The sequence below is a fragment of the Vibrio agarivorans genome, assembly GCF_030409635.1.
Taxonomy (GTDB): domain Bacteria; phylum Pseudomonadota; class Gammaproteobacteria; order Enterobacterales; family Vibrionaceae; genus Vibrio; species Vibrio agarivorans.
Genome location: NZ_JAUFQF010000001.1, coordinates 363,446 through 376,317 on the forward strand (window position 1 = coordinate 363,446; position 12,872 = coordinate 376,317).

The window sequence follows — 12,872 nt, forward strand, 5'->3', positions numbered from 1 at the left end:
AGATTGAAAAGGGCTTCTTGCGAAGCCCTTGGTTGTTCTACGAACATTAAGCCACTTCTAAAGCGGTATCTGTCTTGATAAACGAGAGATCTAAGCTAACTGCTACGCTCTCGTTAGTCACTTTACCGTGAATGACATTCAGGCCATTCTTGAGGTGTGCATCAGAGAGTAGGGCTTGCTTATAGCCTTGATTCGCTAGCTTTAGGATGTAAGGAAGTGTCGCGTTATTCAGTGCAAACGTTGAAGTTCTTGCAACTGCGCCAGGCATGTTTGCCACACAATAGTGAACCACACCATCGACGATGTATGTTGGCTCTGCGTGAGTTGTTGCGCGAGATGTTTCGAAACAGCCGCCTTGGTCGATAGCTACATCAACAATAGCACTGCCTTCTTTCATTGCTGCAATCATCTCTTTGCTTACAAGCTTAGGTGCCGCAGCGCCGGGGATAAGTACACCACCCACGACCAGATCGGACTCTAGAACCGCAGCTTCAAGGTTGTGCTGATTTGAATAGACGGTTTTCACGCTGCTTCCAAACTGCGCATTGAGTTTACGTAACGTATCGACATTGTTATCAAGAATGGTTGTATCTGCACCTAAGCCAATGGCCATTTGTGCGGCATTAGCACCGACGACACCACCACCAATGATAGTCACTTTCGCAGGAGCGACACCAGCGACACCACCCAGTAATAGCCCAACACCACCTTGAGACTTCTCAAGACACGCAGCGCCCGCTTGAATAGACATGCGACCAGCCACTTCAGACATTGGTGCGAGTAGTGGTAAACCACCATTGTTGCTTGTAATGGTCTCATAGGCGATGCAGACAGATTCAGAGGAAATCAGATCTTCGGTTTGTGCTATATCTGGCGCTAGATGCAGATACGTAAATAGTAATTGATCTGGACGCAGACGAGCACGCTCTTCAGCTAACGGCTCTTTGACTTTGACAATCATCTCAGCCGTTGCAAACACTTCATCAGCGGTGTCGAGAATGATTGCGCCTGCTTGAACATACTCTTCATCACTACACAGAATACCTAAGCCTGCTCCTTGCTCTACGAACACCTCATGCCCTTGGCGAGTCACTTCTAGAACGCTTGCTGGCGTCATACCTACACGATACTCATGCACTTTAATTTCTTTTGGTACACCGATTTTCATAGTGAATCTCCCTGTATAAATTGAATATGTAAAAACTACTGTTGTTTAACTACTTTGAAGTTATCCCACGCCTGACTGGTTGGCATGACTTCTAGGCTGTTGATATTGATGTGACTGGGTTGTTCCGCTACCCAAAACATGATGTCAGCGATGTCTTCTGGTTGAAGAGGGTTAGTACCATCATAAATTTGGTTATATTTGTCTTGGTCACCATTGAATCGAACCAAACTGAACTCACTTTCCGACAAACCTGGTTCTAGGCTAGTGACTCTGACTCCTGTTCCTGCAAAATCTGAGCGCAAGTTACGGGAAAACTGTGCAACGAACGCTTTACTTGCGCCGTAGACATGCGCGCCCGGATAACACCAATTGGATGCGATACTCGCTAAGTTTATGATCGTCGCTTTAGGTTGCTTTAAAAGCATCGGAATAAGTGAATGAGTGACATTGACAAGACCCGTTACGTTGGTATCAATCATCGTATGCCAATCATCGAGAGACGCTTTGTCTGCAGGGCTTGCCCCTAACGCTAATCCTGCGTTGTTAATGAGCACCTCAACGTTTTTAAATGAAGTCGGTAAAGCTTCGATTACCGAACGAACTTGGTCAGCGTCTCTGACATCAAGCTGTGCAACGTGGACTTTACAGTGAGGGGTTAGCTCATCAGCAAGGGCATTCAAACGCTCTAAACGTCGACCTGTCAGCACCAGTTGATATCCCTGATGACCGAAGCGTCTTGCCGCTGCTTGCCCAAAACCTGAAGTTGCTCCGGTGATAAATACAGTAGGTAATGTGTGAAGACTCATAATAAATTTCCTTATTCTTTAAAGCGTCCAAATTGCTTTAGCGAGTGTTAACCCTGAAAGGCTAAGCATGAGGTAAAACGCACCTTGGTGAATGACTGAAATACTCTTTAGGTGATAAGCGAGTTTTCCCAAAAGTAGCCCAACGATTGCCACAAATGGGTAGGCAATGGGGTGTTCGGGCATTAAATACCACTGCTTATTGATGATGTAACTGATCCCAACGACAAAGCAGGCTGTAATGAAGAAGTAGCTGATTAAGCTATCGCGTTGTTGTTGAATACTGGCATCGCTATATCGCATATAAATCACTACTGGAGCTCCGCCAGCGGATACTGCACTTGTAGACCAACCAGACATGAAACCACACAGTATGGGGGAGCGTGATAATCGCGTTAACCGCTCGGAGCGTGTGTGATTAATAGCTGCTAGCGCGAGAATGGTTGCGGGGACCATAATCTTTAAAATTTCGTCTGGAAGCTGTATTAGCATGAGATAACCAAATGGTACGCCTGCAATCGTTGCCAAAAAAATGGGCGTCAATCGTTTGAAATCGGTTCGATTCCAACTCTGGGCGACAAGGGGAAGCGATATCATCAGATCAAGCAAAAGCACAGCTGGTACCATCTCTGCCACTGGGTAGAAAGCGGAGAGAACCAGAATAACAATCGCTGAAAAACCAAACCCGGTGTAGCCACGAATGAAGCCGGCTAAAACCAACGTGAAGGCAATTATCAATTCTGTCATCGCAGCCTCCTTACTTGGCTTTTGCGTCCATAGGAACAATCTACGCTGCGACGAAATTGGAAATTAGTACCAGTTAAAGTTATTTATGGGGTCAAGTTAAGCTGACAAAAAAGCCAACCGTTTTAATCGGTTGGCTTAACTTAAAGCAGAGAGGCGAGTCTTTTGATACCAGGCTCAATCTTATCGATATCAATGGCAGAAAAACCCATCCTAACGTATCGCCGGCTTTCAATATTAAAGCGAGCAAAATGGACTGTTCCTGGCTCAACTAATACGCCAATTTGTTTGGCTTGCTGAGCAAAGCGCTCACAATCAATATTATCAGGTAGCTTTAACCAAAAGGCGCTACCGCCCATAGTTTCCGTTGTTACGCAGTGAGGAAGGTAAGTCTCTAACGCACTGCGCATTGCAGTCCAGCGCTCTTGATAACAGTTTTTTAGCTTTCTGAGGTAGGTGTCGTAGTGGCCAAGCGAAATGAACAGCGCGCAGGTGCGTTGGTTGTTTGCTGGTGGGTGGCGATACATGAGCCGTCTCAAGCCCCTAGCGGCTTCGGTGAGAGGTCTCTCTGCCACCATATAACCCATTCTTAGGCCAGGAGAGAGAGATTTGGATAGACTGCCGATATAAATCACGCGCCCATTGGTATCGAGGCTTTTTAATGAAGGGCTAGCCTGATGCAAAACATTGACCTCACTCTCATAGTCATCTTCAATAATCACGAAGTCATATTTTTCTGCTGCGTCGAGCAGTGCTTGTCTCCGATTCATCGACATCGTCACGTTAGTCGGCACTTGGTGGCTCGGCGTGACATAGACATAGTCACACTTCTTAAGGTTCTCAGAAATCTCAACACCTTGTGGATCAATAGAAAGAGGGAGGGTTTTGCTTCCTTGAGAGGAAAATATGTTTCGTACATCTGGATACCCCGGCTCCTCTACGCCCAGCGTTGTACCTGATCCCCCTAAAAGTTGCGCGAGTAAGAACAGAGAGTTTTGCGTGCCGATGGTAATTAAAATCTCATCACTTTTTGCTTGTATAGCACGCTTGGTGAGCACGTTACTTTGCAACTGCTTGATTAGTGCAGGGTCGTCGCTGTCGATAGAGTCTGAAATCCAATCTTTAACAACGCCAGCTCTTTGCGACAGTCGACAACATTCACGCCAATGATTGAGTGGGAACAGGGAATGATCAGGCTGTCCAAACAAGAATGGGTATGGGTAATCCTGCCAATTTTTCGCTTTAGATATGTTCCTTTGATGACTTAGGTTCGCCTTTATTCTGTTGTTCCAAAACTGGGCAGGCTTTGCACCATAAATATCACTACCTAATGGTTTTTTTTTAGGTGCTCCACTTGATAGAGATGAGTCTAAAGCGTCAGGGTTAGGGTAGTATCCACTACGTTCTTGGGCTTGTAAGTAGCCTTCATCCACAAGTTTGTCGTACACCGAAACAACAGTATTACGTGAAACGCGTAGCATAGATGCGAGCTTACGGCACGAGGGGAGTGCCTTATCTTCGAATACACCTTTCTTCATTGCTTCTAGCAAGTGTTCGCGAATTTGTTCCTGCAAGCTTCGTTCGGGAGTAAACTGGATATGCATTAAGTAATCGCTTTTCATAATCGAACCCTATAACTCTGTGTTTTATAGGGTTATTGCATCAACTATGCCAAAGTAGTATTCGAATTCTGTCCCCATAAATACCTAGTTCTGGTTCTATAGCCAGAGATAAGAGTTTGCCTATTGTGAATGGAAACACGAGGAGGGCTTATGGATTACGGACAATCACGATTAGTTGAACCCCAAAATGCTACGCAAGTGGAAGAGTGGGATAAAGAACACGTTTGGCACCATATTACACAGCATGCTCCTTTTGCTGATAAGGCGCCTTTGATCATGTCGCATGGTAAAGGAGAGTATGTTTGGGATATTAAAGGTAATCGCTATTTAGATGCCAGTTCAGGCGGTGTTTGGTGTGTGAACGTTGGCTATGGACGCGAGTCAATGGCTGAAGTGATTAAGCAACAGGCATTGAAACTTAACTATTTTGCGGGGACCGCAGGCTCTCCTGTGATGGCGGAGTTTGCGAATAAACTGATCGAAAAGATGCCAGGAATGAAACGCGTATTCTTTTCTAACTCAGGCTCTGAGGCCAATGAAAAAGCTTACAAAATGGTGCGTCAAATAGCGCATAAAAAGTATGGGGGCAAAAAGCACAAAATCCTTTACCGTGAAAGAGACTACCACGGCACAACGATCACCTGTTTGAGTTCGACAGGTCAAGAGCAGCGCCGTGAGCAATATGGGCCTTTCACTCCGGGGTTTGTTGAGTTCCCTCACTGTTGTGAGTATCGCAGTCAGTTTGAGAACAGCGAAAACTATGGCATCAAAGCAGCGCAAGAACTTGAAAAGGTTATCTTGCGTGAAGGGCCTGAAACCGTTGGCGCTATCGTCATTGAGCCTATCACGGCTGGTGGCGGTGTTATCACGCCTCCTGAAGGTTATTATCAAGAAGTTCAACGTATTTGTAACCAGTACGATATTTTGATCCATGTGGATGAAGTGGTGTGTGGTGTTGGCCGCACAGGTGAATGGTTTGGCTATCAGCACTACGGGCTAAAGCCAGACATAGTCACTATGGCTAAAGGCGTTGCTTCCGCTTACGCTGCTATCTCTTGTACAGTCACTACGGAAGAAGTGTTTGATTTGTTCAAGCAGAATCCAGATGACCCATTCGATTACTTCCGTGACATCAGTACGTTCGGTGCTTGTACGATTGGCCCTGCAGCGGCGCTCGAGAACTTTAGAATCATTGAAGATGAAAATCTTGTAAATAACGCCGCGAGAGTCGGCCAATACATCAAGAAGAAGCTGGAAACCTTGATGCAGTCTACGCCGATGATTGGAGATGTACGTGGACAAGGGCTATTAATTGGCATTGAGTTGGTTGAAGACCGATCATCCAAAAAGCCAGTTCACGAAAGCATTGCAGCCGATATTGTGGCCAAATGTATGCAACGCGGAGTGCTAATTGGTAGAACTAACCGTTCGTTTGAGCACTTTAACAATACACTGTGTTTGAGCCCACCATTAACCTTATCTGTTGAACAAGCGGATACGATCGTTGATGTTCTAAGTGAAGTGTTTAAAGAACTTACCCCCAAGAAAAGCCCCTCTCTAGTGGCTTAACGTCACTCTAAGCCTCAAGCTAAGGTGCCCCAATGATTTCATTGGGGCACCTTTTTATTTTCATGCTCAAGGTACGAGATGCACTTTGTTGGTGCGTTACTTTGGTGCACAACTGGACCATTAAAGAAATTGTCTGGTACTACCTAATAAGAGGTAGAACACATAATTTGGTACTGTCTCTCATCAAAAAAGGATTTAGACATGAACAAGACCATAAACAAGTTACTGAAAAATAAGTTGGCTACCAAAGCTGCGATACTGGGTACTCTATTATGTTCAGCCAACGTGATGGCGGCGAAAGAGGTAACAATTGGTTATCAAGGGATGTTTAACCCAATGAAGTTTGCCATTGACCAGCAATTGGTTGAAGAGAAGACGGGTTATGAAATCAAGTGGCGCAAATTTGATTCGGGAGCAAGAGCCATCACAGCAATGGCTGCAGGCGCAGTCGATATGACAGTTGCGGGCTCTAGCCCAATCGCGAGCGCAGCAAGTAATGGCGTTGATATGCAGTTAGTGTGGGTAATGGAAAACATCGCTGATGCAGAAGCACTCGTCGTTAAAGATGGTAGTGGTATCTCTTCACCAGCAGATTTGAAAGGCAAGCGAATTGCTGTCCCATTTGTTTCAACAACCCACTTTCATATGCTGTTTGCGTTGGAACAATTCGGCTTAGGTGAAAAAGACGTCAAACTTATCAATATGCAGCCAAATGCGATTATGGCGGCATGGCAGCGCGGCGATATTGACGGTGCATTCATTTGGGACCCTGCACTTGGCAGCATCAAGCAAGACGGAAGTGTTTTGATTACTTCAAAGCAGCTGAGTGCCTGGGGTAAACCGACCTTTGATGGCCTGATTTCCAATACGGAGTTTGCAAAAGAAAACGCAGAGTTCGTCACTCAGTTCATTTCGGTGATTGCGGATGTTGATGCTCAATATCGCGCTAATAAAGAGACCTTTTCTGGTTCAGACCCAATGGCGGTATCAGTGGCGAAGCTGGCTGGTGGTGAGCCTGAGGGCGTAGTAGAAGCGATGAGCTTGTATGAGTTCCTTGACGTGGATACTCAGCTTTCTTGTCAATGGTTGGGCTGTGGTGAAGCAGGCGGTGCAACACAAGCGTTAAAAGCTACGTCCGAATTCTTGCTTCAAGAGAAGAAGATCTCTGCGCTGCAGCCTGATTATAGTGTGTTCGTGAATCCGACCTTTGCACAAGCAGTAGCAGCACAATAATTTGGCTATTTGAAGAGAATCAAGACAAGGAAGTAACGTATGACGACAGAGAAAACACTTAAAATCCATGATGTATCTGTGATTTATGAAGACCGTCAAGGCGGAGAGCCAGTGAGAGCGCTGTCGGGGCTCAATTTGGAAATAGAGCAAGGTGAATTGGTTGTAGCGTTAGGGGCATCAGGTTGTGGCAAAACAACGCTACTCAACTTAATGGCTGGCTTTATTACACCGTCAGAAGGCTACTTAACACTTGGAGATTCATCCATCGAAGGGTTTCCTAGAGTGGCAATGGGCCGAGATATTGGTGACCAAATCACTGGACCAAGCGCTGACCGTGGTGTCGTGTTCCAAAAGCATGCGTTGTTTCCTTGGCTTAACGTAATTGAAAATACAGCATTTGGTTTGAAGCTGCGTGGTGTTGATAAGCAGGATCGCTTAGAGAAAGCGGCGAAATATCTGAAATTAGTGGGTCTTGAAGATTTCCATCAGCACAAAATTTACCAGCTATCAGGGGGGATGCAGCAACGTGTTGGTATCGCCCGCGCACTGACAAACGACCCTAGTATTCTATTGCTTGATGAGCCGTTAGGTGCACTGGATGCTCTGACTCGCGAGACTCTTCAAGAGCTGTTATTAGATGCGTGGCAAACCACCAACAAGATGATGTTTTTTATCACCCATAGTGTAGAAGAAGCACTGTTTATGGCGTCACGGTTGATCGTTATGTCACCAAGGCCAGGCCGAATCACACACAGTTTTGAGTTGGACTTCAACAAACGATTCCTAGAGTGTCGCGATGCAAGGGCAGTGAAATCGATGCCAGACTTTATCGAGATGCGCGAAAAAATCTTGTCCATCATTCACCAAGATGAAGTCGCGGAGGTAGCATAATGAATCAAGCAGTATTAACTAGCGAAGCAGAATTTAACGAAGAATCAGTAGCTTCGCCACAAGATATCGGCAGCGATAAACCTTCGAAAATCGAAGTGCCAGAGCAGCAAGAGAGTGTTATTCATCGTACCCCACCATTTTATATGCTAATTCAGGGCATCAAGAGTAGAACACTGACGCCAGCAAATTATTATGGTGAACCAGGTCAAGGCGACTCGAGAATCATATCGGTTATTGCGAGCATTTTTTTCATCGGTTTGTGGGCTCTTGTGACAGAAATGGGGTGGGTTAAGCCACTATTTCTTCCTACTCCGAGTGCTGTGATTGAACGCTTTGGTGATTTGGTCGTTCACGGGTTTTCCGGTGTCTCTTTGACTGATCATCTAGCAGCGAGTTTAGGGCGTGTCTTCGGCGCCTTTTTCTTAGCGGTCGCAACCGCAGTGCCGATCGGCATTTTGATTGGCTCAAACGTGTGGGTTCGTGGCGTGTTTGACCCCTTGATTGAGTTCTATCGTCCATTACCGCCGCTAGCTTACTTACCTTTGGTAATTATATGGTTAGGTATTGATGAGACCAGTAAAGTGACCCTTATCTATCTTGCGATGTTTGCACCCATTGCTTTGAGCGCAAGAGCAGGTGTTAACTCGGCACGCAGCGAACAGATTCAAGCCGCATATTCTATGGGAGCCTCTAAAGCCCAAGTCCTTTATCACGTCATTATCAAAAGTGCGTTGCCAGAAATTCTCACTGGATTGCGAATCGGTATTGGTTTTGGCTGGACAACCTTGGTCGCAAGTGAAATGGTTGCCGCAGAAGCCGGTATTGGCTTTATGGTACTCAACGCCGCAGAGTTTCTTGTCACCGACGTCGTTATCGCGGGCATCATCATCATCGGTGTAATTGCTTATGCCTTTGATATGCTGATGCGCTATTTAGAGAAGAAATTGGTGCCTTGGAAAGGGTATTAACCCGCTTTTGGTTAAATCTAGTTTGTCCGTTATGCGTGTTGCTGATGTTTGGCAGCACGCAGCACCTTCCTATACATTCAGACTTCAAGCTTTTGACATTTTACACCTAGTGGACACTCATCACACTTAGGCTTCTTATTACAAAACTGTTGCCCGTGTTCGACCATCAAACCGTGAAAATAGCCATACTTTGCTGATTGGTGCTTAAGTGTTCCATCAGCAAGTAGCCGAAATTTATCATAGTTTTTCGGTACATCAAGACCGTAGCGTGAGAAGATTCTACGAGCATATGCATCAACAACGAAAGAGGGTTTATTTAACGCATAGGTTAGAATAACATCCGCAGTTTCGTTGCCAACCCCCTTTATTTCCAATAGCTCATAACGTAGTGCTTCCATGTTGATTGCGGCTAATGCGTTGTGGTCGTAGTCGTAACGCTCAAACCATTTGAGTAATGCTTGGAGTTTAATCGCCTTTTGGTTGTAGTATCCACTTGGCCGAATCAGTTGTGCGAGGTCTTCAAGATCGATTTCTGAGAGGCTTTGAGGCGTAAGAGGTGCTGGGAGGTTGCTCAAAGCCTTGTCGACGTTACGCCAATTGGTGTTCTGTACTAGGATTGCACCCACCATGATTTCAAAGGGATGATCACTTGGCCACCAATCAAAATAACCATAATGGTCTTCTAATTGGCGGAATACGTCGTTGATGATAGCTTGTGATGTCATACCCAGCTCGTTTAGTTTGATCCTTGATTATTTTAGAACAGAGGTTTGACTCAGCAATCAAAAGTTTGCAGTATCTTATGTTTATCGATATCAATACGGAATGGCAAATGGAATTAAATCAGTTTCTTAATCAGTTAAAGCAGCAACCAGAGAGTATTGAGTTTGCAGACACAATGGCTGTCATTGATGCCCTTTATGAGTTTACGCCAGTCGCGTTTAGCAATGGTGAGGCGCTAAATGAAGCCAATACTAATAATGGATCTTGTAAAATATTCGCTTTTGGTCAGGCGCAGTCGTTAACAGAGCAAGAGACCCTAGCGTGCTTTGGTGCGTTCTATCGTGATGATGTATTAATCAACCCCGACGGTAACGATCATGCGAACATTCGCAACTTTATGGTCACTGGCTGGGGGGGTGTAGCGTTTACTGCCCAAGCGCTTTCTGAAAAATAAAAATATCCCGCTTTACAGCGGGATATTTTTTAGCCTTTTATGATAGTGGTTCTTAATCTGACGTTGATAGTTGGCTATTTCTTGAGGTTAAACTCCTGTTCATGCGCATCAGTCTCGATATCCGGATGGTCAGAAAGCTTCTCGCTCGCCCAGTCATTAAGGTGCGCTAAAATTGCGCCAATCGCGTGCTCTTTGGTTGGTTGGTGGCCATCTTTAACGTCAAGTGGTTGTTTAGGGTGTGAACCTGTTGCATCTTCCGCGATATGCAACCAGTCTGGATGCCAGTAATAAGGCTGACCACTTGGTGAACTCCAACTGTGTACACCATTAGTTTCACCACGATATTCGATATTGGTAACATCGTACTTGCTCATAACTATCTTGTCCTATGGCGAATTTACATTCAAATATAGTCGACATTAAACCATCTGGCGTGATCCTACTCTCACTCTAGAGTGATTAATCAATAATCATTGATATTGATTTGTGACCCTAACAAAGAGTATTTGCGTGACAAGTGTCACATAAGTATGGGTTTAATTGCAGAATTACATTTCAAATGGTGTTGTCGCTCTAAATATTTGATTGAATATGCCGACACATAAATATAACGCATGCTCAGCATTGACTAAGTCAATGCCCCATAAAGCATGGAACCTTATCTATTTAACCGGATGGAACCGTTGGAATTGAAATTATGAAAGAAGTTGATTTTCGAAAAATTGATGCACTATTTATCAAAATGTCTATCAATGACAAAGTTTGGGTGATTTTTGGTCTATTTCTCGCGGCTTTACTAACCGTATCTAGCGGTCGATATAGCGATTCAGTTCAACAATTTGAGCAGACAGCGATTGCAGTCACTCAAGCAAAAATTGAGGGTATTGCTTCTGCGTCACAACAAGCCAGCGATATTCGCCTCAATAATGTGCAAGTTATTCGAGCGGCTTCAGCAGCAGAATTTAAAGGTGGGGTAGTGACCGCATCGGCTCGCACTGCTTCAGGCGAGGTTTTGCAGCTAACCAGTAATATGGCTTCGGAATATGCCCAAGCGAAATCGTCAGCTCGAAACACTTTTTTGTTGAGTCTCCTTTGGGTTATTCCATTCGGTATCTTTAGCTATTGGGTCGCCACCTTTATTGGCGGTGCACTTTGGGTTTTGTATACCACTACACAGAAAATTGCCGAGGGTGATCTGACTTCTCGTCTCGGGTTCCATGCAGGTCGTGATGAGTTCGGTACTATCGGTTGCGCGCTTGACGCGGCAATGGATAAGTTGGCGACTCTAGTTAATGTTGTAAAGGGTAACTCGGACAAACTTGGTGAGATTTCACAAAGCTTTGGTGACGAGCTTAAGCACAGTGAGTCTCAAATCAATCAACAATATGCCTCTTTAGACTCGGTTGCTACCGCAATGGAAGAGATGACCGCGTCTGCACAAGAAGTATCAACAGTAGCAAATCAAGCGACTGCGCAAACCGAAAGTGATGCAGATTATGTCGAGAGCAGCCATCGTCGCGTGGAATCGGCGGTTCAAGAGATCGCTCACTTAGCTCAGTTAATTGAACAAACCTCAGTATCTGTTGAGAGCTTGAATGACGGTACGACCCAGATCAATGAGGTAATTACCACAATCAACGCGATTTCTGAACAGACCAACTTACTGGCACTCAACGCTGCAATTGAAGCCGCACGCGCCGGTGAGCAAGGTCGTGGCTTTGCGGTTGTTGCTGATGAAGTAAGAACGCTTGCAGGTCGGACGCAACAAGCGACTGTCGAAATTCAAGCGATGATTGAAAAGCTGCAAACTGAAAGTCAGAGTATCAGCACAATTACAGAGCAAACCGTGCAACAAGCACAATCAAGCAGTGAATTGGTGACAGAGATTGGCTCTGACGTTGATCGCATAGCTCAGTCAGCACGATCACTTATTTCTATGAGTGTTCAAATTTCTGGCTCGGCGCAAGAGCAGAGCTCTGTCGCGAACGACATTGCAAGCCAGTTGAGTGATGTTCGTAATCAAGCCAATGAAATTAAAGCCGTCGCGGAGAAGAATAACCTTGGTGTGCAAGAAGTTGCTCAAGCTTCTGAGGCATTGGGTAATGTTCTAAGCGCTTATCGCACGTAGCTTAATCACATAAGGGTTAAAGTTAAAGGGCTCGAATGAGCCCTTTTTTGTATCCGATTGTTATTGATTGTAGTTAACGTTTATAGCAGCGCCCACTGTCACATGAGGCTTTGCCAAGAAGCCGTGCAGAAAGTGGGTAACGATTGTTTGCAAACCAAACGTACAACCGGTCAGCTATCGGTTTAATCAACGGCAAGCGTAGAGGGCCATAGAGCCACCTTTTCCCCAACAAAGACCAAGCCTTGTGCGCCGCATCTAAGCCCAAATAGAGTGTGCCTTGCTGGTCAATGGCATGCAAAATGAGCATTGCCTCTTCTTTAGTCACGGAGTTTTGCGACTGAAACCGTTCACTGTGCACATCTATTAAAAGCAACTTTCCACTCTTATCCTGTTTGCGCAAATGATCTATCTCTTTGCTGCAAAGCGGACATTTACCATCGTAATACAACACTAGTTCACTCATATCACTTCCTTATTGCCTGCCATTATTACGAGCCAATTATGTTGATAGATCTGCACTTATTTGCACAATTTGATTTTCTTTAACTAGGCTAAATAGAGAAGAAAAA

The 12,872-nt window shown here is 45.1% G+C and carries 13 protein-coding genes; 6 read left to right on the forward strand and 7 right to left on the reverse strand.

Annotated elements, in window-relative coordinates:
• Positions 1-46: 46 nt before the first annotated feature.
• The 4 genes from ald to pdxR all read right to left on the reverse strand — a co-directional run bounded on the left by ald (position 47) and on the right by pdxR (position 4,337).
• Positions 47-1,168, reverse strand: a complete 1,122-nt coding sequence (gene ald / locus QWZ05_RS01560) for an alanine dehydrogenase (protein WP_290296124.1) — start codon at positions 1,166-1,168, stop codon at positions 47-49.
• Between the two features lie 35 nt (positions 1,169-1,203).
• On the reverse strand, positions 1,204-1,974 hold the full coding sequence (locus QWZ05_RS01565; RefSeq protein WP_290296125.1) for an SDR family NAD(P)-dependent oxidoreductase: 771 nt from the start codon (positions 1,972-1,974) through the stop codon (positions 1,204-1,206).
• A gap of 18 nt (positions 1,975-1,992) precedes the next feature.
• Positions 1,993-2,718, reverse strand: a complete 726-nt coding sequence (locus QWZ05_RS01570; protein WP_290296127.1) for a sulfite exporter TauE/SafE family protein — start codon at positions 2,716-2,718, stop codon at positions 1,993-1,995.
• A 140-nt stretch (positions 2,719-2,858) separates the two neighbouring features.
• On the reverse strand, positions 2,859-4,337 hold the full coding sequence (gene pdxR, locus QWZ05_RS01575) for a MocR-like pyridoxine biosynthesis transcription factor PdxR (RefSeq protein ID WP_290296129.1): 1,479 nt from the start codon (positions 4,335-4,337) through the stop codon (positions 2,859-2,861).
• A 150-nt stretch (positions 4,338-4,487) separates the two neighbouring features.
• Between pdxR and QWZ05_RS01580 the strand changes: the two genes are divergently transcribed.
• The 4 genes from QWZ05_RS01580 to QWZ05_RS01595 all read left to right on the forward strand — a co-directional run bounded on the left by QWZ05_RS01580 (position 4,488) and on the right by QWZ05_RS01595 (position 8,998).
• Positions 4,488-5,906, forward strand: a complete 1,419-nt coding sequence (locus tag QWZ05_RS01580; protein WP_264875621.1) for an aminotransferase family protein — start codon at positions 4,488-4,490, stop codon at positions 5,904-5,906.
• Between the two features lie 201 nt (positions 5,907-6,107).
• Positions 6,108-7,139 (forward strand): taurine ABC transporter substrate-binding protein, encoded by a 1,032-nt coding sequence (gene tauA / locus QWZ05_RS01585; RefSeq protein WP_264875620.1) that lies wholly within the window; start codon positions 6,108-6,110, stop codon positions 7,137-7,139.
• A 39-nt stretch (positions 7,140-7,178) separates the two neighbouring features.
• A complete protein-coding gene (locus QWZ05_RS01590; protein ID WP_290296132.1) occupies positions 7,179-8,030 on the forward strand; it encodes a taurine ABC transporter ATP-binding protein in 852 nt (283 codons plus the stop codon).
• Positions 8,030-8,998 (forward strand): ABC transporter permease subunit, encoded by a 969-nt coding sequence (locus tag QWZ05_RS01595; RefSeq protein WP_264875618.1) that lies wholly within the window; start codon positions 8,030-8,032, stop codon positions 8,996-8,998. The genes QWZ05_RS01590 and QWZ05_RS01595 overlap by 1 nt, the downstream gene beginning before the upstream one ends.
• A gap of 77 nt (positions 8,999-9,075) precedes the next feature.
• Here the strand turns inward: QWZ05_RS01595 and QWZ05_RS01600 are convergent, their stop codons facing one another.
• Positions 9,076-9,723, reverse strand: coding sequence for an endonuclease III domain-containing protein (locus QWZ05_RS01600; protein WP_290296133.1), 648 nt, complete (start codon positions 9,721-9,723; stop codon positions 9,076-9,078).
• A gap of 107 nt (positions 9,724-9,830) precedes the next feature.
• Between QWZ05_RS01600 and QWZ05_RS01605 the strand changes: the two genes are divergently transcribed.
• Positions 9,831-10,175: a HopJ type III effector protein gene (locus QWZ05_RS01605; protein ID WP_290296134.1), complete on the forward strand. Its 345-nt coding sequence runs from the start codon at positions 9,831-9,833 to the stop codon at positions 10,173-10,175.
• A 74-nt stretch (positions 10,176-10,249) separates the two neighbouring features.
• Here QWZ05_RS01605 and QWZ05_RS01610 read toward each other — a convergent pair whose 3' ends face one another.
• The gene (locus QWZ05_RS01610; protein ID WP_290296135.1) at positions 10,250-10,549 is read right to left on the reverse strand and encodes a hypothetical protein; all 300 of its coding nucleotides are present in this window, start codon (positions 10,547-10,549) and stop codon (positions 10,250-10,252) included.
• 323 nt (positions 10,550-10,872) lie between these two features.
• Between QWZ05_RS01610 and QWZ05_RS01615 the strand changes: the two genes are divergently transcribed.
• Complete coding sequence (locus QWZ05_RS01615) at positions 10,873-12,303, forward strand: methyl-accepting chemotaxis protein (protein WP_290296136.1); 1,431 nt, start codon at positions 10,873-10,875, stop codon at positions 12,301-12,303.
• 73 nt (positions 12,304-12,376) lie between these two features.
• Here QWZ05_RS01615 and QWZ05_RS01620 read toward each other — a convergent pair whose 3' ends face one another.
• Entirely contained in the window at positions 12,377-12,766 is a 390-nt protein-coding gene (locus QWZ05_RS01620) for a thiol-disulfide oxidoreductase DCC family protein (protein ID WP_264875613.1), read from the reverse strand.
• Positions 12,767-12,872: the final 106 nt, after the last annotated feature.